The organism is Variovorax sp. EL159 (assembly GCF_900100965.1).
GTDB lineage: Bacteria > Pseudomonadota > Gammaproteobacteria > Burkholderiales > Burkholderiaceae_C > Variovorax.
Genome location: NZ_FMUJ01000002.1, coordinates 71,559 through 94,370 on the forward strand (window position 1 = coordinate 71,559; position 22,812 = coordinate 94,370).

General features: G+C 68.8%; 18 protein-coding genes and 2 pseudogenes. 8 read left to right on the plus strand and 12 right to left on the minus strand.

Annotated elements, in window-relative coordinates:
• Positions 1 to 6: 6 nt before the first annotated feature.
• The 3 genes and pseudogenes from BLQ28_RS33490 to BLQ28_RS06605 all read left to right on the plus strand — a co-directional run.
• Positions 7 to 1,239 (plus strand): annotated as a pseudogene (locus BLQ28_RS33490) (styrene monooxygenase/indole monooxygenase family protein); the annotation flags it as partial.
• On the plus strand, positions 1,216 to 1,740 hold the full coding sequence (locus BLQ28_RS33220; RefSeq protein ID WP_256327255.1) for a flavin reductase family protein: 525 nt from the start codon (positions 1,216 to 1,218) through the stop codon (positions 1,738 to 1,740). The pseudogene BLQ28_RS33490 and the gene BLQ28_RS33220, both read left to right, overlap by 24 nt.
• Before the next feature lie 44 nt (positions 1,741 to 1,784).
• Positions 1,785 to 3,041 (plus strand): dienelactone hydrolase family protein, encoded by a 1,257-nt coding sequence (locus BLQ28_RS06605; RefSeq protein WP_093237877.1) that lies wholly within the window; start codon positions 1,785 to 1,787, stop codon positions 3,039 to 3,041.
• Between the two features lie 17 nt (positions 3,042 to 3,058).
• On the opposite strand, the gene BLQ28_RS06610 is transcribed toward BLQ28_RS06605, so the two are convergent.
• Positions 3,059 to 3,454, minus strand: coding sequence for a RidA family protein (locus BLQ28_RS06610; protein ID WP_093237879.1), 396 nt, complete (start codon positions 3,452 to 3,454; stop codon positions 3,059 to 3,061).
• 152 nt (positions 3,455 to 3,606) lie between these two features.
• Here BLQ28_RS06610 and BLQ28_RS06615 point away from each other — a divergent pair, with 152 nt between their 5' ends.
• On the plus strand, positions 3,607 to 4,533 hold the full coding sequence (locus tag BLQ28_RS06615) for a LysR family transcriptional regulator (protein WP_093237880.1): 927 nt from the start codon (positions 3,607 to 3,609) through the stop codon (positions 4,531 to 4,533).
• 313 nt (positions 4,534 to 4,846) lie between these two features.
• A complete protein-coding gene (locus BLQ28_RS06620; RefSeq protein ID WP_093237882.1) occupies positions 4,847 to 6,826 on the plus strand; it encodes a sensor histidine kinase in 1,980 nt (659 codons plus the stop codon).
• A 36-nt stretch (positions 6,827 to 6,862) separates the two neighbouring features.
• Here BLQ28_RS06620 and BLQ28_RS06625 read toward each other — a convergent pair whose 3' ends face one another.
• Entirely contained in the window at positions 6,863 to 7,747 is an 885-nt protein-coding gene (locus tag BLQ28_RS06625) for a LysR family transcriptional regulator (protein ID WP_093237883.1), read from the minus strand.
• Positions 7,748 to 7,897: 150 nt separating this feature from the next.
• Here BLQ28_RS06625 and BLQ28_RS06630 point away from each other — a divergent pair, with 150 nt between their 5' ends.
• The 3 genes from BLQ28_RS06630 to BLQ28_RS06640 are packed head-to-tail and all read left to right on the plus strand — an operon-like array spanning position 7,898 to position 10,949.
• Positions 7,898 to 9,022, plus strand: a complete 1,125-nt coding sequence (locus BLQ28_RS06630; RefSeq protein ID WP_093237885.1) for a mandelate racemase/muconate lactonizing enzyme family protein — start codon at positions 7,898 to 7,900, stop codon at positions 9,020 to 9,022.
• Positions 9,019 to 9,948, plus strand: a complete 930-nt coding sequence (locus BLQ28_RS06635; protein WP_093237886.1) for a dihydrodipicolinate synthase family protein — start codon at positions 9,019 to 9,021, stop codon at positions 9,946 to 9,948. Before BLQ28_RS06630 ends, BLQ28_RS06635 begins: the two co-directional genes overlap by 4 nt.
• A gap of 29 nt (positions 9,949 to 9,977) precedes the next feature.
• Entirely contained in the window at positions 9,978 to 10,949 is a 972-nt protein-coding gene (locus tag BLQ28_RS06640) for a Bug family tripartite tricarboxylate transporter substrate binding protein (protein WP_093237888.1), read from the plus strand.
• A gap of 19 nt (positions 10,950 to 10,968) precedes the next feature.
• Here the strand turns inward: BLQ28_RS06640 and BLQ28_RS06645 are convergent, their stop codons facing one another.
• The 10 genes and pseudogenes from BLQ28_RS06645 to BLQ28_RS06685 all read right to left on the minus strand — a co-directional run bounded on the left by BLQ28_RS06645 (position 10,969) and on the right by BLQ28_RS06685 (position 22,803).
• On the minus strand, positions 10,969 to 11,622 hold the full coding sequence (locus BLQ28_RS06645) for an energy transducer TonB (protein WP_093237889.1): 654 nt from the start codon (positions 11,620 to 11,622) through the stop codon (positions 10,969 to 10,971).
• A complete protein-coding gene (locus BLQ28_RS06650; protein ID WP_093237891.1) occupies positions 11,619 to 12,053 on the minus strand; it encodes an ExbD/TolR family protein in 435 nt (144 codons plus the stop codon). The genes BLQ28_RS06645 and BLQ28_RS06650 overlap by 4 nt, the downstream gene beginning before the upstream one ends.
• 12 nt (positions 12,054 to 12,065) lie before the next feature.
• Entirely contained in the window at positions 12,066 to 12,494 is a 429-nt protein-coding gene (locus BLQ28_RS06655; RefSeq protein WP_093237892.1) for an ExbD/TolR family protein, read from the minus strand.
• 34 nt (positions 12,495 to 12,528) lie between these two features.
• On the minus strand, positions 12,529 to 13,413 hold the full coding sequence (locus tag BLQ28_RS06660; RefSeq protein WP_371126579.1) for a MotA/TolQ/ExbB proton channel family protein: 885 nt from the start codon (positions 13,411 to 13,413) through the stop codon (positions 12,529 to 12,531).
• 46 nt (positions 13,414 to 13,459) lie between these two features.
• Positions 13,460 to 14,656: an alanine racemase gene (locus tag BLQ28_RS06665; RefSeq protein ID WP_093239344.1), complete on the minus strand. Its 1,197-nt coding sequence runs from the start codon at positions 14,654 to 14,656 to the stop codon at positions 13,460 to 13,462.
• Positions 14,653 to 15,546: an alpha/beta fold hydrolase gene (locus tag BLQ28_RS33225; RefSeq protein WP_371126628.1), complete on the minus strand. Its 894-nt coding sequence runs from the start codon at positions 15,544 to 15,546 to the stop codon at positions 14,653 to 14,655. The genes BLQ28_RS06665 and BLQ28_RS33225 overlap by 4 nt, the downstream gene beginning before the upstream one ends.
• 87 nt (positions 15,547 to 15,633) lie before the next feature.
• Positions 15,634 to 17,073: pseudogene (locus tag BLQ28_RS33230) on the minus strand (M81 family metallopeptidase); the annotation flags it as partial.
• Entirely contained in the window at positions 17,070 to 18,674 is a 1,605-nt protein-coding gene (locus BLQ28_RS06675; protein ID WP_176801038.1) for a serine hydrolase domain-containing protein, read from the minus strand. The pseudogene BLQ28_RS33230 and the gene BLQ28_RS06675, both read right to left, overlap by 4 nt.
• A gap of 144 nt (positions 18,675 to 18,818) precedes the next feature.
• Positions 18,819 to 20,261 carry an MFS transporter gene (locus BLQ28_RS06680; protein ID WP_093237896.1) on the minus strand — a complete coding sequence of 481 codons (1,443 nt, stop codon included), beginning with the start codon at positions 20,259 to 20,261 and terminating at the stop codon, positions 18,819 to 18,821.
• Between the two features lies 1 nt (position 20,262).
• Positions 20,263 to 22,803: a TonB-dependent receptor gene (locus tag BLQ28_RS06685; protein ID WP_093237898.1), complete on the minus strand. Its 2,541-nt coding sequence runs from the start codon at positions 22,801 to 22,803 to the stop codon at positions 20,263 to 20,265.
• Between the last annotated feature and the right edge of the window lie 9 nt (positions 22,804 to 22,812).

A 22,812-nucleotide genomic window follows, 5' to 3' on the forward strand; every position in this document is an offset into this window, starting at 1 on the left:
GAACGCATGAAGCGACGCGTGGCCATCGTCGGCGCCGGACAGTCCGGCATGCAACTCGCGCTGGGCCTGCTGGGCGCGGGGCACGAGGTGGCGGTTTACTCGAACCGCACGGCATCGGAGATCTTCGAAGGGCCGGTGATGTCCAGCCAGTGCATGTTCGAGACCGCGCTGCAGACCGAACGCGAACTGGGGCTGGATGCGTGGGCGGACGCGTGCCCCCGCGTAGAGGGCATCGGCATGACGGTGCGCAACCCGGAAGGCGGCAAGGCCATCGAATGGAGCGCCAGGCTCGACGGGCCCGCGCGCTCGGTCGACCAGCGGCTCAAGATTCCCGCATGGATGGCCGAGTTCGAGAAGCGCGGCGGCCGGCTGGTGCTGCAGGACGTGGGGCTCGATGCGCTGGAGGCCTGCGCTGCGGAACACGACCTCGTGGTCGTTGCGAGCGGCAAGGGTGAGATCTCGCAACTGTTCGAGCGCGACCCGGAGCGCTCGCCGTTCGAGCAGCCCCAGCGCGCACTGGCGCTGACCTACGTGAAGGGCATGACGCCGCGCGAGCCGTTCGCCGCGGTGTGCTTCAACCTGATCCCCGGCGTGGGCGAGTACTTCGTCTTCCCGGCGCTCACCACGAGCGGGCCGTGCGAGATCATGGTGTTCGAGGGCGTGCCCGGCGGCCCGATGGACTGCTGGGCCGATGTGAAGACACCACAAGAACACCTGGCGCGCAGCAAGCAGATTCTCGAGACCTTTCTGCCCTGGGAGGCCGAGCGCTGCAGGCACATCGAGCTGACCGACGACAACGGCGTCCTCGCGGGCCGCTTCACGCCGACGGTGCGCAAGCCGGTGGCGACCTTGCCTTCGGGGCGCCAGGTGCTGGGCCTGGCCGACGCGGTGGTGCTCAACGACCCGATCACCGGGCAGGGCTCCAACAACGCGGCCAAGAGCGCCGACATCTACCTGAAGCGGATCCTCGAACGCGGCGGCGCACCGTTCGACGCCGAGTGGATGCAACAGACCTTCGACCGCTACTGGGAAGGCTACGCTCGCTGGGCCACCGACTGGACGCACAGCCTGCTCGCAGCGCCGAAGCCGCACCTGCAGAAGCTGTTGCAGAGCGCGACCCACATGCCCGCTGTTGCCAGCACCATCGTCAACGGGTTCGACGATCCGCGTGCGTTTGCGCCGTGGTGGTTCGACCCGGTGGAGACAGATCGCTTTCTGGAGGCCCGCGCGCGCGAAGCCGTGGTCGACCGCTTCGACCGGCGCGACTTCCGCAAGGCGCTCGGACAGTTCACCACCGGTGTGACCGTCATCACCACCCGCGCCATCGATGGCCGCCGCGTGGGCATGACCGCCAATTCGTTCTCGTCGGTCTCGCTCGATCCGCCGCTGGTGCTGTGGAGCCTGGCCCGGCAGGCGCCGAGCGTGGCCGACTTCACCGGCGCCAGCCATTTCGCGATCAACGTGCTGGCGGCGCACCAGCATCACCTGTCGCGGCAGTTCTCGACGCCGCAGGCCGACAAGTTCGCCGGCGTGGACTGCTGCGAAGGCACGGCCGGCGTGCCGCTGCTCGACGGTGTCATCGCGCGCTTCGTCTGCCGCAACGTGAGGCAGTACGACGGCGGCGACCACCTCATCTTCATCGGCGAGGTCGAGCGCTACGACCGCTTCGATGGCGAGCCGCTGGTCTTTCATTCGGGCTACTACCAGGTGACCACACGCCACCCGGAATGCGCGCAGTGAGCGCGCGGCCCACACCCCACAAACCTTGGAATGGAGAAGCCCACATGCAAGAAAAAAATTCGACCTCTCGCGCTGCCTCCGCGCACCGCATCCGCATCCAGGCCACCGATGGCAGCGGCAGCTTCAGCGGTTATCTCGCCGTGCCGCGCTCGGGCAGCGGCCCCGGCCTGGTGCTTGCGCAGGAGATTTTCGGCGTGAACGCGACGATGCGCGAGGTGGCCGACTACTACGCCGAAGAGGGCTACGTCGTGCTCGTGCCCGACCTGTTCTGGCGCCAGCAGCCCGATGTCGAGCTGGGCTATTCGCCGGACGACTGGCAGCGCGCGTTCGCGCTCTACAAGGGCTTCGACGAGGCCCATGGCATGGCCGACATGCAGGCGGCCATCACCGCGCTGCGCCAGCGGCCCGAAGTGCAGGACGCCAAGGTGGGCGTGCTCGGCTTCTGCCTGGGCGGCAAGCTGGCCTACCTGGCGGCCTGCCGCACCGATGCCGACGTTGCCGTCGGCTATTACGGCGTGGGCATCGACGCGGCGCTGGACGAGGCCGACGGCATCCGCTGCCCGCTCACCCTGCATGTGGCCGAGCTCGACGGCTTCTGCCCACCCGAGGCGCGCGAGCGCATCGTGCAGACGCTGCGCGGCCGCAAGAACGTGCAGGTGCATGTGTACCCCGGCGTCGATCACGCGTTCGCGCGAGTGGGCGGCGAGCACTTCCACCGGGCCTCGGCGCTGATGGCGCACGAGCGCAGCATCGCCACGCTGAAGGGCGCCATCGGGCCGCATTACGACCTGGCCGCGCTGTGGGACAAGCACTGCGAGTACGAGTTCGGCACGCGCAATGTCGACGACACCATGGCCACCATGGTGGCCGAGCCTTATGTGAACCACATCCCGACGATGACCGGCGGCGTGGGCTACAAGGACCTGCACCATTTCTACACGCACCACTTCGTCAACAGCAACCCGCCCGACACCTCGCTCGTTCCGATCTCGCGCACGGTGGGCGCGTCGCAGGTGGTCGACGAAATGCTCTTCTGCTTCACGCACACCACCGAGATCCCGTGGATGCTGCCGGGCGTGCCGCCCACCGGCAAGCGCGTGGAGATTCCCTTGCTGGCGGTCATCAAGTTCCGTGGCGACAAGCTCTATCACGAGCACATCTACTGGGACCAGGCCAGCGTGCTGGTGCAGGTGGGCCTGCTCGACGCGAAGCTGCTGCCGGTGGCGGGCATCGAGACGGCGCGCAAGCTGCTGGACGAGACGCTGCCGTCGAACACCCTGATGCCCGCTGCGCGCGGCTGAAGCGATGCCTGAGGCGTTCAGGCCTCGGGGAGCTTCGCGATCACCTTGATCTCGAACTGGAAGCCGTAGAGCCACGTCACGCCGATGCCGGTCAGCGTGGGGTGCGGCGCATCGCCCCAATACGCCGGCACCAGCTTCCAGATTTTCTCGAAGTTCGTTTCCGGGTCGACGATGAAGACGGTCACGTCGACCACGTCGTCGAAGGTGCAGCCGGCCGCCGTCAGGACCGCGTTCAGGTTCTCGAACGCACGCCGCACCTGGGCTTCGAGCTCGGGCTCGGGCGAGCCGTCTTCGCGGCTGCCGACCTGCCCCGAAACGAACAGGAAGCCGTTGGCGCGAACCGCCGGCGAGTAGCGGTTCTTTTCATAGAGCGCCTGGCGCCCGGGTGGAAAAACGACATCACGTCTGGCCATGGATTGCTTTCTGGGTTGATGGGGCCGAAGCCGGCCCGCTGATCACGACGAAGGGACTTTAGGGATCGGCGCCTGCCGGATAAACGGGCAAAGCCAACAATCACTGTTTGCAGAACCCAAACAATCGTCACACCCGCAGGAGCACGTGAGAGATGGACCGTTTCGATGCGATGCAGGCGTTTGCCCGCGTGGTGGAGGCCGGCAGCTTCACCCGCGCGGCTGAGACGCTGCACATGAGCAAGACCAGCGTGACGCAGCTGGTGCAGCAGCTCGAGGCGCGGCTGCGCGTCAAGCTGCTCAACCGCACCACGCGCAAGGTGAACGTCACCGCCGACGGCGCGGCTTATTACGAGCGCGTGGTGCGCCTGCTGGTCGACATGGACGATGCCGAGACCAGCCTGTCGAGCGCCGCGGCATTGCCCAGGGGCCGGTTGCGCGTGGACGTGCCCAGCCCGCTCGCGCGCCTGATCCTGGTGCCGGCATTGCCGGCGTTCCATGCGCGCTACCCCGACATCCAGATCGACATGGGCGTGAGCGATCGCATGGTGGACGTGATCGGCGAGAACGTCGATTGCGTGGTGCGCGGCGGCGAACTCACCGACCCCTCGCTGATGGCGCGCCGCGTGGGCGACCTGCAGCTCGGGGTCTATGCGGCGCCGGGTTATCTCGAACGTGCCGGCACGCCCTCGCATCCGCGCGAGCTGGAAGACACGCACCACCGCATCGTCGGCTTCCTGTGGTCGCGCACCGGCAAGGCCTTTCCGTATGCGATGCACCGCGAGGGCGAGCGCATCGAGGTGCAGGGCCGCCACGTGTTCTCGGTCGACGACGGCAACGCCTACCTTGCAGCCGGCGTGGCGGGGCTGGGCATTCTCTGGTTGCCGGACTACATGGCCAGGGCGCACGTGGCGCGCGGCGAGCTGGTGCCCGTGTTCGAGGCATGGCGGCTCGACCCGATGCCGCTGTACCTGGCGTTTTCGCCGAACCGGCATGTGAGCGCCAAGCTGCGCGTGTTCATCGACTGGGTCGTCGCGCTGATGGCGGAGCACGCGCCGGTCGTCGTCGGGCGTGCCGCCTGACCTGCCGTGTTCCGCCCGGTTGGCCGGAACAGTGGGCCAAGGACATAATCGCGGCCTGATGAACGCGCCCGCCGTTGCCCTTGACCGCCACACCCTTCGCACTGCGCAGGCGGACGGCGCTCCCGAATTGCGGAATACCGTCGCGGCGGCGACCGGTTTCGCCACCAGCGCGGGGCGTTGAGCCACTTCCAATGAGGCAACACGGTCGACGAGATCGCCGGCCTCATGGGCGCGGTACTTCACACGAAGCGGGCATTCGTGCGGTGCATTCGCGGCAATTGGCCAAGTGCGGCTTCCAGGGCATCAGCGTTTCATGAAACCCGACGACGGCCAACGCGGGTGGCGGGTGGGCCACTGGCTCGCACGGCTGCTGTGGCTGTCGTGGCTGGCCGTCGTGGTGCCTTGCGCCTACGCCAGCGAGCCACCGGCCACGAAGGCGCCGCCGCAACACGACATCGTCGTTCACTTCACCCAGGCCGAGCTGCTGTCCGTTCCCGGCATCGGCTATTCGTCCCCGCCGCGGCGCATCGAAGACGCCGGGTTGCCGAAGGACGGCTGGAAAGTCGTCGCCCTTCCGTACACAGCCCCGCGCGAACTGGTCCCCACCGAGGCGGGCGGCGTGCGGACGGTCTCCGACTGGTACCGCCTAGACCTGGCGGGCCTGCCGCCATCGCAACGGCCGCGCCTTCTGTACCTTCCGCGCTGGAAGACCCTCGGCCACATCGCGGTGTATGGCGACGGTGTGCTGCTCTATCAGTCGATCGGCAGCCCGGTGCACAACGGCTACAACCATCCGTTGCTGCTGCCGCTGAACGCGACGGCCGATGCGCTGTCGCCGTCGTCGGTGCTGATCCGCGTCAACCGGTTGCGCAGCAGCGGGAGCGGGTTCTCGACCGTGTGGGTGGGTGACCAGGATTCGCTGAGCTGGCGCTACCAGGCGCGCCAGTTGCTGCAGGTGCAGTTGCCGTTCATGGGCAGTGCCGCGTTCCTGGCGGTGGGCGCCTTCGCGTTCGCGGTGTGGCTGGGCAAGCGGCGCGAATCGCTCTACCTGCTGTTCGCCGCCATCTCGGCGCTGGCCTTCCTGCGGATGCTCCACTACTACGCAGGCGGCAGCTACCTGCCGATGTCGGACGAGTGGTTCGAGTGGATGACTGTGGCCTCGCTGCTCTGGCTGATCATCCTCATCCACCTGTTTCTGCAGCGCCTGCACCAGCAGCCCTCGCCGTGGCTCACACGCACGTCGGTCGGGCTGGCGCTGGCCTGCAGCGTGGGCACGCTGCCGCATGTGTCGGTCAGCCTCTACCTGCTCACGCCCTTGCTCAACCTGGCGGTGCTGCCCGTCGCGGTGCTGATCTTCTCGGTGAACCTGCGCAAGGCCTTGCGCGCGCAATTGCCCGAAGGGCGGCTGGTGGCGGGGTGGACCGTCTTCGCGGTCGGGTTCACGTCTTACGACGGGCTGCTGCAGAACAACCTGGTCAGCCCCGAGAGCGTGTACACCTCGCCCTACGCCATCATCGGCCTGTTCTTCGTCTTCTCGTACATCATGTTCCAGCGCTACACGGGCGCGTTCGCCGAGGTGGGCCGGTTGAACACGGGCCTGGCGCAGCGGCTGCAGGAGCGCGAGGCCGAGCTGGAGCAAAGCTACCGGCGGCTGCGCGTGATCGAGAACCAGCAGATGCTCAACGCCGAGCGCAGGCGCCTCATGCAGGACATGCACGACGGGCTGGGCTCGTCGCTGATCGGCGCCATCCGTTCGGTGGAGCGCGGCGCCATGAACGACGCCGAGATCTCCGGCGTGCTCAAGGGCTGCATGGACGACCTGAAGCTGGCGATCGATTCCATGGAAAGCGTGGACGCCGACCTGCTGCTGTTGCTGGCGACCCTGCGCTTTCGCCTCGCGCCGCGCATCGAGAGCGCCGGCGTCGCATTGCGCTGGGAGGTACAGCCCGTGCCCGCGTTGCCTTGGCTCGACCCGGGCAGTGCCCTGCACATCCTGCGCATCATGCAGGAGTGCGTGGCCAATGTGCTGCGCCACACGCGGGCCACCACCATCGGCTTCAGCACCGCGACGGTGGGGCAGGGCGTGTGCGTGGTGATCGAAGACAACGGCGCTGGCTTCGCGGTCGACGAGGCGCTGCGTCGGAGCGGCCGCGGGATGCGCAACCAGCAGCAGCGCGCGCAGGCCATCGGCGGCACCGTGAACTGGGAATCCGGCAGCGGCGGAACGCGCTTCACGCTCTGGCTGCCGCTCGAGCGCAAGGTCGAGGCCGAAAGGGCCGTGGGCTCGCTCTGAGCGAAGAAGGCGCGGGTACAGGCGCACCCGCGTTGTTCAGCCCGCCGCCTGCGGAAAATGCGCCTGCGCAATTTGCACGAGGGCTTCGACCAGCGGCGCTCTGACAGTCGAACGCTGCCAAAGCACGCCCACCGTTCTCGCAGGACAGGGCGCAGGCAAGGCCCACTTTTTGAGCGCGCGGTTGGGCGGGCCGACCACCGCCCAGTCGGGCAGCACCGACACCCCCAGCCCCTCGGCCACCAGCTTCGCGATGTACTCGATGCCATCGAGTTCGACGCGCACGTTGGGGCGTATGCCGAGCTGCCGCAGGTAATCGTCGGCCATCTTGCCGCCGACCACCTGCCGGTCGTAGCGGATGAACGGCTCGCGCGCGATCGTGGCCGGCACCGACGCGACCTTCATGCGCGCGGGCGTCAACAAGACCAGCGGTTCACGGCGCAGGGTGTGCCAGTTGCTCGTCTTGGGCAACTCGAAGGTCGGGTGCACGAGGATCGCCGCATCGAGCTCGCCCGCCATGACGCGGCCGTACAGCGCAGTGGTCGAGCCGGGCTCGATGTAGATCCCGATGTGCGGATGCCGCCGGACCCAGTCCTTGAGGATGAGCGGGATGATGCCCATGAGCCCCGTCGGAATGGCGCCGAGCCGCAAGGGCCCCGCCGGCAGTTCCGTGTCCGAGGCCGCGGACTGCAGGTCCCTCAGCTCCCGCAGCACGTTGCGCGCCCGCGCGAGGATGCGCGTGCCCGACACCGTGGGCCGCACCGTGCGCCCCGAGCGCACGATGAGCTGGCTGCCGATGTCCGCCTCGAGCGCCCGCACGCGCTGCGCGATGGTCGCGGGCGTCATGTCCAGGTGGCGCGCCGCCTCGGCGATCGATCCGAGTTCGACGACCGAGACGAAGCTCTGCAGGAATCGTGAGTCCATGGTGTGTGGGGGTGCGGTAGGTGCTGGGTGCGCGGGCCGATCGTGCCTGCACGGGAAGAAATAATTTACTTCTTCAGAAGATATGGAACAACCATTTTTCTTTGCTTTGATGCCTCCCAGAATCTCCTGCAACATCAACAGGAGACCGCATTGCCGAAGATTCAATCCATTCATTTCTGTGCCGCCGCCGTTCCGCTCGACCGCGTCACTTCGTTTTCCAACCGCACCGTCAGCACGCGCCACTACGGGCTCGTGAAGGTCCGCTCCGACGACGGTGTCGAAGGCATCGGCTTCTGCTACGTGGGCAGCGCCGGCGGCAGCCTCTTCGCCGCGGCGGTCGAGCAACTGCTCGCACCGGTGCTGATCGGCAAGGACTCCCATGCCGTCGAGGGGCTGTGGTCGGCCATGTACCAGGAGTCGCTGCTGCAGGGCCGCTCGGGCACGGTCATGCGTGCCATCAGCGCGCTCGACACGGCGCTCTGGGACCTGAACGCGCGCACGCAAGGGTTGCCGCTGCACAAGTACCTGGGCGCGGTCGAACTCGAATCGGTGCCCGCCTATGCCAGCGGCGGCTACTACCTCGACGGCAAGACGCCCGCGATGCTCGGCCACGAGATGGCCAGCTACGTCGACAAGGGCTTCAAGGCCGTGAAGATGAAGACCGGCCGCCTCTCGCCCAAGGAAGAAGAAGCACGGCTGAAGGCCGCGCGCGATGCCGTCGGCCCCGACGTCGAGCTGATGATGGACTGCAACAACGGCTGGGTCGACACCACCCAGGCCATGCAGTACATCCGCCGCTTCGAGGCCTACGACCCCTACTTCATCGAAGAGCCCTTCGGCCCCGACGACATCGAGAGCCACGCGAAGCTGGCCCGGCTGACGCGCATCCCCGTGGCCACGGCGGAGATCGGCTATGGCCGCTGGTACCACAAGGAGCTGCTCGACAAGGGCGCCGCATCGATCCTGCAGACCGATGCGCTCGTGTGCGGCGGCATCTCCGAATGGAAGCGCATTGCCGCGACGGCGGCGAGCTACGGCGTGGTGATGTGCCCGCACTGGTTCCACGACGTGCACGCGCCGCTGGTTGCCGCCACGCCCAACGCGCGCTACGTGGAGTTCTTTTGGGACGACCAGGTGCTGAACTTCCGCCGCCTCGTCGATCGCCAGCTCGAGCACAAGAACGGCCGCGTGATCCTGCACCAGACCCCGGGGCTGGGCTTCGGCTTCGACGAGAAGGCCGTGCAGCAGTACGGCCGCTGGGGCGTCGTGCAATGAGCGCACCCAAGCTGCGCGGCGTGCTGTCGCCGGTGCTCACGCCCTTCGATGCCGACCTTTCTCCGTCGGTGCCGCGCTTCGTCAGGCATTGCCGCTGGCTGCTCGATCAGGGCGTGGGCCTGTCGGTGTTCGGCACCAACTCCGAGGCCAACTCGCTGACCCTCCACGAAAAGCGCGGCCTGCTCGATGCGCTGCTGGCGCACGGCATTCCGCCCGATCGCCTGATGCCCGGCACCGGTGCCTGCGCGCTCGGCGACACCATCGAACTCACGCGGCATGCGGTGGCCGCGGGCTGCGCCGGCGTGCTCATGCTGCCGCCGTTTTTCTACAAGGGCATCTCCGACGAAGGGCTCTTCCGGAGCTTCGCGCGGGTGATCGATGCGGTGGCCGACGAGCGGCTGCGCATCTACCTGTATCACATCCCTCCGGTCTCGCAGGTCGGCATCAGCCTGGCGTTGATCGAGCGGCTGCTCAAGGCCTACCCGCGCGCGGTCGCCGGCATCAAGGACAGCTCGGGCGACTGGAACAACACGGCCGCCCTGCTGCGCGAATTCCAGCCCGGGGGCTTCGACGTGTTCGCCGGCACCGAGACGGTCTTGCTGCCCACGCTGCGCGGTGGCGGCGCAGGCTGCATCACGGCCACCGGCAATGTGAATCCCGCGCCCATCGTTCATCTCTACGAACATTGGCGCGATGCGGATGCCGACGACAGGCAGAAGGCCCTCAACGAAACGCGCGCCGTCTTCCAGGCGCTGCCGATGATCGCGGCCATGAAGGCGACCATCGCGCGGCAGACTGGCGATGTCGGCTGGGCGGCGGTGCGGCCACCGCTGGTCGAGATCGAACCCGTGCAGCGTGCCGCGCTGGCGGCCGGCCTCGATGCCTGCGGCTTCCACATGCCGAATGCCTCGGCACTGGCCGCCTGATACCGAAGAAAAAACAGGAGACAAAGACAATGAAACGCAGGCTATTTACCGGGGGCGCCGTCGCGGCCACCCTGGCCGCAACGGGCGTGTTCGCCCAGACCATGCCCAAGAGCGTGACGCGGCTGGTCGTCGGGTTCCCGGCCGGCGGCGGCACCGACGTGCTGGCCCGGCTGCTGGCGCAGAAGCTGGGCGTGATGTGGGGCATTCCGGTCGTCGTCGAGAACAGGGCGGGCGCGGCCGGGATCATCGCGGCCGAGCAGGTGGCGCGCGCCGAACCCGATGGCAGCACCTTGCTGATGGCGCACATCAACAGCCACGGCATCGCGCCCGGCCTGCAGCCGGGGCTGGGCTATTCCGCCGAGCGCGACTTCACGCCCATCGCGCTGGTCGGCGCCACGCCGCAGATGCTCATCTGCGCGAGCAACCAGCCGGTCAAGACGCTCAAGGGGCTGGTCGAGCTGTGTCGCAGCCGGCCCGGGGAAGTCATCTTCGGCTCGGCCGGCAACGGGTCGGCGCAGCACCTGGCGCTGGAGCTTTTCAAGGCGCGCGCCAACATCGACGTGCTGCACGTGCCGTACAAGGGCTCGGCGCCGCTGGTGAGCGACATGCTCGGCGGGCACGTGCAGTACAGCTTCGAAGGCATGACCACCGCCACGCAGTACCTGGGCGGCGGCAAGATGACGGCCATTGCACAAACGCGAGCGAAGCGCTCCAGGAACTTTCCCGCCGTGCCGACGCTGGCGGAGTCGGGGTACGAAGGCTACGAGGCCAGCATCTGGTTCGGGCTGGTCGGCCCGGCGAAGATGCCGCAGGCGATGGTCGCCCGCATGAACAAGGACGTGAACACCGTGCTGGCCATGCCGGACGTGATCGCCCGGCTGGACCAGTTCGGCGCCGAAGACGGCGGTGGAAGCGCGCAGCGCTTCGGCGACTTCATGCAGGCCGAACGCGAGAAGTGGGGCCGCCTCATCAAGACGGCCCGCATCGCGGTCGACAAGTGAGCCGCCGCGCCCGGCCCGCCTATTCGATCTTGAAGACGAACTCCTGCGTGGCAAGGATCTCCGCGTCGCCCGTGGTCTGGCATTCGTAGCGCATCATGGCCGAGCGCACGGCTCCGTAGTACACGCGCGGCCCCGACAGGAAGCGCACCTCCGTCACGTGGCTGCCCTTGATGCGCACCTCGGCCTTGACCACGCCGCTGGTGCCTTCGTCCAGCGCCTTGCGCGGCATCTCGGGCTTGACCTGCTTGGGGCAGGCCACCGCGATGTCCGAAGAGGTCGCCTTCGGCGGTGCCGGTGGCGCGGGCGGCGCAGGCGGTGCGGCCGGCGGCGGTGCCACCGGCTCCACGCTCTGCACCGCGGTGATCGTCGGCGCGGCGGTCGCGGGCGGCGTCACGGCCGGCGGCGGCACGTAGGCGGGCCGCGGTGGCGGCGGCGCCTTCGGCGTTTCCAGCTTGACGATCTTCTTGGGTGGGGGCGGCGGTGGTGGCGGCGGCGGGGGCGGCTTGATCTCCGCGATGATCGTCGCGTCCATCGGCTTCTTGATCATCTCGATCGTCTTGCGGGCAAGGCCCGACACGAGCGCATAGCCGACCAGCACGTGGAACAGGATCATCACGCCGATGCCGACCGGGCCGAAGCGGGACTTGGGGTCGAAGTCGTTGGCGCGGCTCATGGGATGAACTGCTCCGAACCCACGATGCCCAGCTTGGTCAGGCCCGAGCGCTGCGCCGAGGCCATCACGCCGGCCACGATGCTGTACCTGGCGTGCCTGTCGGGGCGCAGGTGCACTTCAGGCTGCACCGCCTGCGTCGCGATCTGCTCGAAGCGCCGCTCGACTTCGGGCAGGTCGGCAATGGCCTCGCCGTTCCACAGCACGGTGCTGCGTTCGTCGATGTCGATGCGCAGCACCTCGGGCTTGATGTCGCTCGGCGGCGGGTTGCCCGTGGGCATGTTCAGGTTGACCGCATGCAGCTGGATCGGGATGGTGATGATGAGCATGATCAGCAGCACCAGCATCACGTCGATCAGCGGCGTGGTGTTGATGTCCATCATCGGCTCGTCGGACGGCGCACTTCGGCGGCGCCCCTGTTTTTCTCTAGGCATTGCTGTGTCTTCTCAGTTGCGCGCGGGCGGCTCGGTGATGAAGCCGACCTTGACGATGCCGGCCGACTGGCACGCATAGATGATCTTTCCCACCGGCTCGTAGTCGGAGTGCCAGTCCCCGCGGATGTGCACCTCGGGCTGCGGGTTCATCGCCGCCACCTTCTTGAGCTTGTCGGCCAGCGCGTTCGTGTCGCGCACGGGCGTGTCGAACCAGTAGGTCCGGCCTGAGGCATCGACCGACAGCACGACGGTGTCGGGCTTGCTTTCGCGCACCTCGTTGCGCTCTTTCGGGACCTCCACCGGAACCGAATAATTGACCACCGGAATGGTGATGAGGAAGATGATCAGCAGCACCAGCATCACGTCCACCAGCGGTGTCGTGTTGATGGCGGCAATGACCTGCTCCTCGTCGCCTCCGGCGGATGGAATGTTCATCGCCATGATGTGGCCCGGTTCCGTGCGGCGGCGCGGCGGCTCAGGCCGCGGCGCTGCCGGCCAGGATCACCGAGTGCAGCTCGCCGCTGAACTCGCGCACGTCGTCCATCACGGTGATGTTGCGGCGCAGGAGCCAGTTGTAGCCCAGCACCGCGGGCACGGCCACGGCCAGGCCGATGGCGGTCATGATGAGCGATTCGCCCACCGGGCCGGCCACCTTGTCGATCGACGCCTGGCCGGCGATGCCGATGGCGGTGAGCGCGTGGTAGATGCCCCAGACGGTGCCGAACAGGCCGACGAAAGGCGCGGTGGAACCCACCGTGGCAAGCAGCGACATGCCGTTGCTCAAACGCCGCTGCACGCGCTCGGTGGCGCGGTGGATGCACAGGTCCACGAAGTCGGCGAAGTCGACCTTGCCGCGCAGGCCGTCGTGCTTGCGCGTGGCATGCACGCCCGCATCGGCGATGAAGCGGAAGGGACTGCCCTCGGCGAGCTTGGCGGTGCCGTCCTGCACGGTGCGCTCGTTCCAGAACTCGTTGTCCACCTCCTTCGCCTGCCGGCCCATGCGCATCTGTTCGAGCAGCTTGGTGACGATCACGTACCAGCTGCCCATCGACATGATCGCCAGGATGGCCAGCACGGCCTTGGCCACCAGGTCGCTCTGCGCCCAGAGCGCACCGATGCCGTAGGGGTTGTCGACCTTGGTGGTGGCTGCGGCTGCAGGCACAGCGGCCGGCGCTGTGGAAGCCGGCGCCGCGGCGCTGCCGGCCGACGGGTCCGTTGCCGGTGCGGCGGTGGGTGCAACGGCGGGCGCGGCTTCGGGCGTGGCCTGGGCGTTGGCGGCGTTCGGTGCGGCGGTGAGCGAAAGCGCCAGAACGAGCGGAGCGGCCGCGGCCATCAGCTTCGCGAAAAAGGTCTTCATCATGTATGTCTCCAAAAAAAGCAAAGGGCGCTGTGGTTCATGCGCCCGGTCAGGCCGGGCGCCAGCCGAGGGCCTTGCCCCAGACGGCGTGCACGCTCGCACCGGTGCCCTGCACCACGTGGTAGCGGTCGTAGGGGGCCGCGGTCATGCAGGCGTGGTGCGGCAGGATGCGCACGCGGCTGCCGATGGGCAGTGCCTCGAACATGGCCCGCAGGTCGTCGTCGCTGTCGCCGTGGCCATCGCCTCCGGAGGCAACGAGGCCGTGTTCCTGGTGCAGCTCGGCCACGCGCAATCCGGGCAGCGGCGCCGTGCCGTCCACGCGGCAGACCAGCCCGAAGCCCAGCCCGTCGCGAAACTCGGCGGCCGATTCATCTTTCGACAGCGCGAGCGCACCTGCATCGATGAGCACGCGGCGCGAGCGCGGGTTGTGGCCGATCACGGTGGCCAGCACCGACAGCGCGATGTCCTCGATGCCGCAGATGCCGCGCGCGGCCTGGTCGAGATCGAAGAAGGTATAGACGCCGGGGCGCATCTCGGTGACGCCGTCGAGCCGCTCGGCGCACACCGCCGTGGGCGTGGCGCCCACGCTCACGATGTCCACCGTGAAGACGGCCGCGCGCAGGCACTCGGCCGCGCGCACGGCGCCGGCACGCTCGGCTTCGGCGATGGCGCGGATCGACTCCAGTCCGTCGGCGTGGTAGCTGTGGCCGGCATGGGTGAGCACGCCGGCCAGCGTGAGCGAGCCGCTGCGTTGCACTTCGGCCGCGATGGCGCGCAGTGCTTCTTCGTCGTCGGGCGCGACGCCGCCACGGCCACCGCCGGTGTCGACCTCGATCAGCAGGCCGAAGCTCGCGCCCAGGGCACGCGCACGCGCCGCCACGGCACGCACCGCCTCGACGCAGTCCGCGAGCAGGTTCACGCGGGCGCCGTGCAAGCGCTGGACGCGGTGCAGCGCATCGACCTTGCTCGCGCTGATGCCCACCGCGTAGGTCAGGTCGAGAAAGCCGTAGCGTGCGAAGTAATCGACCTCGGCCACGGTGGACACCGTGATCGCGCCGCTGTGCCCGCGCGTGGCCACGCGTGCCACCTCGGCCGACTTGGACGTCTTCAGGTGCGGACGCAGCGCCACGCCGTGCCGCGCGGCGCGCTGCGCCATCGCGTCGCAGTTGCGCTCCAGCACCGTGCGGTCGAGCAGCAGCGCGGGCGTGGTCAGCTCGGCCAGCGCCGTGTGTGCAAGCGGCGTCATCGGGCGCATCCGAGCTCCGACATGATCCAGTCGACTTCTTCGGCGATGCGGTTCACGAAGGGCGGCAGCAGCACCAGCGTCATGTGCTCGGCACCTTCGACAGGGCACAGGTGGCTTCGCGTCGACAGCGCCGCATAGGCCTGCTGGTACTCGGGCCAGCGCCGCTGCACTTCGGCGCCTTCCTCGGCACCGGGCGGCAACTTCGGCATGACCGTGGCCGACAGCACCGCGAGCGGACGCGCGCCCAGGTCGGGCGACGCGCCGGCCTGCCGTGCGACGTGCGGCAGGGCCACGACCTCCTTGGCCATCGTGTCGATGGATTGCGGCGTGTAGTTGGCGGCCATCTGCCGCAGCACATGCGGCATGTCGGCAAAGAGGGCCTGCACCGGCGCGAACTCCGGCGGCGGCGAGCCACCGGCCTGGAACTCGGCACGCTTGTTGCGCTCGGTCGCCAGGTGTTCGGGCGGCAGGCCCTTGAATACCTCGAACTGGTCCCAGTGGCTGGCGTCGAGCATGACGGCGCCGGCCACCTGCTCGGGGTACAGGCCGGTGTAGATGCGGTTGAGCAGGCCGCCGAGCGAATGGCCGATCAGCACGATCGGGCCGGTGACTTCGGCCGCGGCCAGCAGCGCATGCAGTTGCTGCGCGTTGCGCTTTCCGTCGAAGGGCGCGTCGTCGGCCTCGCTCCAGCCCATGCCGGCGCGGTCGTAGCTGATGACGGGGTACCTGGCCGACAGCGCCTGCTGCAGGCGCGCGTAGATCGGCGAAGCGCAGCCGCCACCGGCTTCGATCACCAGCGTGGGCTGCTGCGCGCTGGCCGGCACGGGGCCGCTGCGCTGCAGGTGCATCTTGCGGCCGTCGACGGTGTAGAGCTCGCCGGGCGCGGGCATGCCGCGCCCGTCTGCCGACGATGCCGATGAAGGCGATGAAGGCGACAACGACAACGAACGCGCGACACGCTTCGGCTCTTCCACGCGCGGCCAGTAGTCCAGGTCGCGCACGCGGTAGGGCAGGTTGGCGAAGTCGGTGCTCAGCGCGGCCGGCGTCGACACGTACAGCACCGACTTGGCAATGGGGCCGAACTCCGCGTGGAAGTGCTGCGCCGACTTCACCACGACCAGCTTCTTGGCCGCCAGGTCGATGCCCAGCCCCGTGAAGAGGTCGCTGCCGATCACCTGGTTGCGCTTGCTGATGAGCACGATGTCCACGCCGTTCGCCGCCTGCACCCACACGCAGGGGCCCATGGGCGTATGGTTGCCGGCCACGAGGCCGCGCTGCGAATGCGCTTCGCGCACGGCCTTCACGGTCACGTGCAGGTCGATCGGGTCGCCCGAGGCCGGGCCGCACTTGCCGCCCAGCCGCAACTCGAAGCTGGCGCCGACGCCCGCGTCGCGGCACAGCTGCACCGCACCCAGGTCCCAGACGCCGCCGAGGGCCACGTCGGCGATGCCGCGCTCGACGATCGCGCGCAGCACGAAGGTGCTGTCGCTGGTGGCGCCGCCGCCGGCGTTGTCGGCCGTGTCGGCGATGACCACCGGGCCGCCCGGCGTGGCCATGGCCCGCTCCAGCGTCTCGTCGATCGAGAGCGAGGGCACGCCGGTCTGGTGGCGCAGGTCCCAGAACGCGCGGCCCAATTCATCGGCGAGCTTCGCGGCCAGCGCGGGGGCGTTGTCGGTCACCACCCACAGCTTGGCGCCCGACTCGGGCACGTCGGCCCACGGGAAGCCATGGCCCAGCGACACCGAGAGCACGCCCGGCAGCTTCTCGCAGGCTTCCATGCGGCGCACGAAGCTGGCCATCGGTTCGCGCGTGGTGTGCCACTTGCCCACCATGCGGCAGTCGTGCACGGCGGTCACCGGCTGCACGCGGCCCTGCGCGGTGTCCATCACGATGCGGGCCAGCTCGCGCAGGCGGTCCAGCGCATCGGTGTGCGGATATTCCTTGTAGCAGATGATCACGTCCGACTCGCTCAGCATCTGCTGCGTGAAGTGGCAGTGCAGGTCGAGCGACACGCCGACAGGCACCTTCGGGCCGACGATGGCGCGCACGCGCGAGATCAGGTCGCCTTCGCAGTCGTCGTAGCCGTCGGCCACCATGGCGCCGTGCAGCACCAGGATCACGCCGTCCACCGGGCCGGCGTCGCGCAGGTCGGCCAGGATCTCGTCGCGCAGGCTTTCGTACACCGGGCGCACGGTGCGGCCCAGCGGTTGCGCGAAGGCCAGCAGGCTCTCGATCATCTCGTGGCCTTCGGCGGCCAGCTGCTTGCGCAGCTCCACCGCGAACATGCCGTAGCCGGATGCGTCGCGCGTGCTGGAGTCGCCGTGAAAGATGCCGTATTCCTCGAAGCTGCCCTGCCCCGTGGGGGCGGAGACGAAGGTGTTGGTTTCGGTGGCAAGGAGTGTGGTGAAGAACTTCATGCGCGTGGCTCCTGACGGACGAGGTGGATGTTTCGGGTGCGCAGGGTGTCGAGCCGGAGTCCGACGACCCGGCCCGCCTTGCGCTCGACGTTGAGGAGCGAGTTGCCCATCTGGCTGAGCACCGGATCGGTCGAGGTGAGCGTCATCACGTCGGCCGACACGGGCGTCAGTGCGCAGGCGTGCTGGCCGTGGCGGCCCTGCACCGTGAGCAGCAACCTGCCGTCGACCAGCGCCATCTGCGCGGTGGCGTCGAGGTCGGCGCTGGTGTAGTGGCCGCACAGCTGCTCGGCCAGCGTGGCGATGTCGGGCACGGTCTCGCTCATGCGCTCGAAGCGGCGCGGCTGGCCGCCTTCGTGCAGCACCAGCGTGTCGGGCGCGCGCTGCGGGTCGATGTCGCTGGCGTCGAGCACGAGGTCGTTCACAGGCAGGTCCTGCAGGCCCAGCCACAGCTTGCCTTCGCCCTGGTGCATCGGCTTCGGCGCACCGGCCTGCCACGACATGCCCAGCTTGCCGCCGACGTCGGCGAAACCGATCAGGCTGCCGGTGGACGGCGCGTGGTAGCGCTGCCCGATCAGCGTGGGGAAGGCACTGGCCAAGGGCCGCGTTTCATGCGGCTCGAGCGCGTCGCCCAGCAGCAGCTCGACCACCTTGAGGGCCAATGGCGACGGGGCCACTGGCGCGCCGTTCACCATGACGATGATGTCCAGCCCGTGGGCCGGCACGCTGAGCATCTGCGACTGGGCACCGAGCACCGCGCCCGCGTGATGCACGATCTCGACCCCGCGGTAGGGGTGGCGCGCCAGCCCGAAGCCGTAGGTCACCTTCGAGCCCGAAGACAGCGTGGTGGGCTCGCTCAGCAGGGCCCAGCTTCTTGCGGTGCCCACGATCTTCTCGCTGCTGCGCATGTGCGCCTGCCAGCGCAGCATGTCGTCCACCGTCGAGACCAGCGAGCCGCCGCCGTCGAGTTCGCAGGGGTACACGCCGCGTTGCCATCCACCGCCGGGCGCGGGCAGGTACTGGCCGGCCAGGCCGGGGACCACGTCGAGGTCGGACACCACCGATGCGGTGTCGGGCATGCCCAGCGGTCCGAAGAGGCGCGCCTTCAGGAAGTCGTTGAAGCTCTGGCCGCTCACGCGCTCGACGATCTTCGCCAGCAGGAAGTAGCCGCCGTTGCTGTAGACCATCTGCGTGCCGGGTTCGAAGTTCAGCTCGCTCTGGCGCGCCATCGAAGGCAGTCCCGGGCCCGGCCGGGTGAAGGTGAGGCCGTGCGCGATGGCCCACAGCTCGTCGTGGCCGCGCCAGCCGCTCGTGTGGGTCAGCAGGTGGCGCAGCGTGGGGCCGTTGGCGCTCAGCTGCGGCATCTCGGGCAGGTGCTTGTGCACCGCGTCGTCGACGCCGAGCAGGCCGTCTTCGGCCAGCAGCAGCACAGCCATCGCGGTGAAGTGCTTGCTGGTGGAGGCGATGCGCATGCGCGTGGTCGGCGTGTTGGCCACGCCCATCTCCAGGCTGGCCATGCCGACGGCGCGCCGGTACAGCAGGCGGCCATGGCGCGCGATGCCGATCACCATGCCGGGTGCGTCGCTGCGGTTGAGGGGCGTCACCAGTGCATCGATGGCGGCCAGCGCGGCCGCTTCCGCGGCAGCGGGCGAAGAGGGGGAGTCAGGTAAGGATGACGAAGGTTGTTGTGACATGGAAGGACAACGAAGGGGAGGGAAGAGCGAGGAAGAAACGAGAGAGAGAGGCGGTCAGGTGGGCCTTGCCGCGCGCATCAGGCGCACGAACGGGCCTTCGGTGGCGCGCAGCACCATGGCGCCCATGAGGCCGCCGATCAGCGTCGTGGCGACGATGGCCATCGCCAGCCCGTTGGGCACCGACTTGAGGGCGTCCGACAACATGCCGACCACCAGCGGGCCCAGCACGGCGAACGGCAGGCCGCCCACGGAGAGCAGTGCGATGGTGCGGGCGCGCAGGTGCGGCGGTGCGGCGTCCTGCAGCACGTTGGGCAGCAGCACCGCGCCGCTGATGAGCGGAATGACCAGCAGCGCCAGCAAGGTGAATGCATCGGTCGCCGAGCGCGTGAACAGCAGCAGCGACGACAGCAGCGCGGCCGTGAGGTTGCCCAGCATGATGATGCGCAGCGCGGCGGCCGGGCCCATGCGGGGTTGCACGTAGCGCATTGCCGCCACGCCCAGCAGGCCGCCGATCACCGTGCCGCAGAGAAAGGCGATCCCCATGCCTTGCCCCATCTGTGCCGGCGTGACGCCGTATTGGCGCGCCGCCATGATCGGCAGCCAGGTGCCGATCGAGCTCATGCCGATGCTTGCCAGGCCCGCGCCGACCACGAGGCCCGCGAAGGTGCGCCAGTGCTGGCGCAAGTGGTCGCGAAAGCTGATGGTGCTGGCCGCATCGTCGGCATCGGCCGCGTTGGCTCGATCCGCAACAGATGCTGCAGGTGCGGCATCGTGCGCCGTGGAAGTCGCAGGGGCAACGGGCTGCGCGCCCCCGCGCCGCGTGCGGCGAATCGACAGCACCAGCAGCGCCACCGGCAGGCCCGCCGACGCCATCACGAAGAAGGTCAGCCGCCACGGCTCCAGGTGCTGCATCGACGCGGGCAGCCAGTGCCGCAGGTCGTCGGTCAGGTGCACGACAGTACCGCCCAGCAGCGCGCCGAGCGCGCTGCCGAAGATGGCCGACAGCGCGAACACCGCGTTGGCCAGCACCCGCTGCGCGCGCGGGAACAGGTCGGGAATCATGCTGTTGGTGATGGGGCCGAGGCCCGCTTCGCCCACGCCCAGGCCGATGGAGGCGATGAACAGCACGCCGTAGTCCATCGCGGTGCCGCGCATGGCGGTGGCGGCGCTCCACAGCACCACGCAGGCGGCCAGCACCACGCGCCGGTCGTAGCGGTCGCTGAGCCAGCCCAGCGGCAGCGTGGCGATGCCGGTGAACAGCACGATGCCCGCGCCCTGCAGCAGCCCCAGCTGCGTGTCGGAGAGCGACAGCGTGATGCGCATCGGCTCCGTCAGCAGCGTGAGGATGACCTTGTCGATCGAGCCCAGCACCGTCGCGATGACCAGCACCGCCAGCGCATACCACGCGCTGGAAGGTGCCTTGCGTGCCGTTTCCTGTGCTGCGGGGCTCGCCGCATCCGGCGGCAACGCGGCCGCCAGCGGATTGACGCTCGACATCTCAGAAAGGAACGTTGACGGTCAGGCCGACGGTGCGCGAGGGCGCCAGTGCCGCCTGCACCAGGTTCGGGTTCGCCACCAGCCCGGTGTCGATCGACACGATGCCGCGCTTGTTGGCCAGGTTGCGCACATAGGCCGCGAGGCTGAAGCGCTGGAAGTCGATGCCCGCTTGCAGGTCGACCATCGTGTAGGCCGGCATCTTGATGCTCGGGATGACCGCGCTGCCGGGGTAGCCCGCATCGCGCTTGCCGGTGTAGCGCGCGCTGACGCCGAAGTACGCCGGGTGATCGGCAATGCTGAAGTTGCGCATCACGCCCAGCGTGGTCGCAAAGCGCGGCGTCTGGGGCAGGCGGGTGCCGGCCCTGGCGTCCAGGCCCTTGGCGTCCTCGGTCAGGCGCGCGTCGATGAGCGCGGCGTTGGCGGTGAAGCGCCACTCCTTGCTGGGCTTCCAGTTGAGCGTGAGTTCGCCGCCCTTGATGCGCGCGCCCCCGGCGTTGGTGACGAACACGAAGCCGCCGCTGCGCGTGGGCTGCTGCACGTCGCGCCATTCGATGTCGTAGAGCGCGGCTTCCAGCGACAGCTTGCGGTCGAGCAGGTCGGCCTTGTAGCCGAGCTCGTAGCTCCACAGCGAGTCGGACTTGAACATCGGCTGCACGATGTTGCGGTCGGTGTCGGCCTTCAGCACGTTCGGGCCGCCGGGGCGGTAGCCGCTCGCCGCGCGGAAGTACACGTTGCTGGTGTCCGACAGCGTGTACTTGGCCGCGGCCAGGTAGGTGGTGGGGCTTTCCGACGAGGTGCCGCTGGCGACGGAGTCGACCGGGCCGATCAGCGAGCCGGACTGCTTGCTGCCGTAGCGCTGGTTGTTGCGCGCCAGCCGCACGCCACCGGTGAACGACAGCGCGGGCGTCACGTTCCAGGTGACGTCGCCGTAGATGGCCTCTTCGCGGTAGCGCGAGAACTGCGTCGACGTCAGGAAGCTCTTGTTGCCCAGTCCGCCGCCCAGGTTCGCACTGACCGTGCCGTCGTTGCTGCCGCGCTCGCGGTTCAGGTACACGCCGGCCAGCCACTCGATGGTGGTGCCCGAGCGCGAGGTCAGCCGGAACTCCTGGCTGATGCGGTGCTGCTCCACGGTGCTGGCCAGCGGCACCGAGAGCACCGGCAGGCGCATCGCAGTCACCACCGGCCCGTACAGGGCGGTGAGGTCGACGGAGTTGGCGATCTTCACGTCCTGCGCGGAGGTGATCGAGTTCAGGCGGGCCCAGCCGAAGTCGTACTCCACGTCCAGGCCGAACAGCTGCGTCTTGTTTTCATAAGGCTCGCTGGACGACAGCTGGCGCGTGCGGTCGAGCGACCACGGGCGCAGGGTCCGCTTGTCGATGTCTTCGAAGCCCAGGCCCTTGCGTTTCACGTCCTGCACGGTGCCCGTCAGGCGCACCGTGAGTTCCTTCGTGGGCGTGAGCAGCAGCGAGACGCGGCCGCCATCGGTGTGGCCGCGATCGATGTTGCGGCCCCAGGCCGGGCCGATGGCGTTGTAGCTGCCGCCGACCTGGTCGGTGAAGGCCGCGATGCGCACGGCGGCCACGTCTTCCTTGATCGGCACGTTGAGCACCGCGTTGGTCGAGTAGCCCTGGCCGCCGCCCTGCGTCCAGGTGGTGCCGAATTTCACCGAGCCCGCGAACTCCATCGTGTCGGGCTGGTTGGTCACGTACTTGAGCACGCCGCTCATGGCGCCGGCGCCGTACAGCGTGCCCTGCGGGCCGCGCAGCACCTCGATGTGGTTCAGGTCGAGCATGCCCATGTCCAGCGGCGTGAAGCCGGCAAGCGCGCCCGACGAGCTTTGCCCCGTGGCCACGTCATCGACGTACACGCCGACGGTCGCGATGCCCTGCACCGGGCCGGTGGTCAGCCCGCGCATGGTGAGGATGCCGCCCACGCTGCCGCTGCTCGTGAGGCTCACGCCCGGCTGCTCGGCCACGTAGTCGGCCAGGTTCTTGGCGCCGGCGCGTTCCAGCGTCTCGGCTTTCATCACGTTGACCTGCATCGGGATCTCGCGCACCGGCTCGCGGCGGCGCGTGGCCGTGACGGTGACGCTGTCGAGCGACTGCGGCTCGTCGGCCGAAGGCTTTGCGGCGGCAGCAGCGGCTGCGGCGGCATAGACCACGATCGCGCCGTCGTCGCCGCGGCGCGTGAGCAGCGGCGTGCCTTCGAGAATGCGCGACAGCGCCTCCTGCGGCGACAGCGCGCCCTTCACGCCGCGTGTGACCATGCCCTTCACGTCGTCGACCTTGTAGAGCAGCTGCACGCCGCCCTGCGCGATGTAGGCGTCGAGCGCGGTCTTCAGGTCGCCGCCGCTGACGTCGAACACCTGCTGTGCCTGCACTTGCGCCTGTGCGTGCACCAGCACCGGCAGGCCGCTCATCAGTGCCCACGTGCCGCCGATGACCCAATGGCGAATGGCCACGGGGATCGTCACCGGCGTGCGTTTGCTCTTCAGTTTTTTCTTCCTGGCGGGCTGGCCCAGGCCTTGCGCGATTCGATTCATGGGTGTCTC

Coding starts and splice junctions, on each gene's coding strand:
- BLQ28_RS06605 (WP_093237877.1), top strand. CDS start 1,785: ATGCAAGAAAAAAATTCGACCTCTCGCGCTGCCTCCGCGCACCGCATC.
- BLQ28_RS06610 (WP_093237879.1), bottom strand. CDS start 3,454: ATGGCCAGACGTGATGTCGTTTTTCCACCCGGGCGCCAGGCGCTCTAT.
- BLQ28_RS06615 (WP_093237880.1), top strand. CDS start 3,607: ATGGACCGTTTCGATGCGATGCAGGCGTTTGCCCGCGTGGTGGAGGCC.
- BLQ28_RS06620 (WP_093237882.1), top strand. CDS start 4,847: ATGAAACCCGACGACGGCCAACGCGGGTGGCGGGTGGGCCACTGGCTC.
- BLQ28_RS06625 (WP_093237883.1), bottom strand. CDS start 7,747: ATGGACTCACGATTCCTGCAGAGCTTCGTCTCGGTCGTCGAACTCGGA.
- BLQ28_RS06635 (WP_093237886.1), top strand. CDS start 9,019: ATGAGCGCACCCAAGCTGCGCGGCGTGCTGTCGCCGGTGCTCACGCCC.
- BLQ28_RS06640 (WP_093237888.1), top strand. CDS start 9,978: ATGAAACGCAGGCTATTTACCGGGGGCGCCGTCGCGGCCACCCTGGCC.
- BLQ28_RS06645 (WP_093237889.1), bottom strand. CDS start 11,622: ATGAGCCGCGCCAACGACTTCGACCCCAAGTCCCGCTTCGGCCCGGTC.
- BLQ28_RS06650 (WP_093237891.1), bottom strand. CDS start 12,053: ATGCCTAGAGAAAAACAGGGGCGCCGCCGAAGTGCGCCGTCCGACGAG.
- BLQ28_RS06655 (WP_093237892.1), bottom strand. CDS start 12,494: ATGGCGATGAACATTCCATCCGCCGGAGGCGACGAGGAGCAGGTCATT.
- BLQ28_RS06660 (WP_371126579.1), bottom strand. CDS start 13,413: ATGATGAAGACCTTTTTCGCGAAGCTGATGGCCGCGGCCGCTCCGCTC.
- BLQ28_RS06665 (WP_093239344.1), bottom strand. CDS start 14,656: ATGACGCCGCTTGCACACACGGCGCTGGCCGAGCTGACCACGCCCGCG.
- BLQ28_RS33225 (WP_371126628.1), bottom strand. CDS start 15,546: ATGCCCGCGCCCGGCGAGCTCTACACCGTCGACGGCCGCAAGATGCAC.
- BLQ28_RS06680 (WP_093237896.1), bottom strand. CDS start 20,261: ATGTCGAGCGTCAATCCGCTGGCGGCCGCGTTGCCGCCGGATGCGGCG.
- BLQ28_RS06685 (WP_093237898.1), bottom strand. CDS start 22,803: ATGAATCGAATCGCGCAAGGCCTGGGCCAGCCCGCCAGGAAGAAAAAA.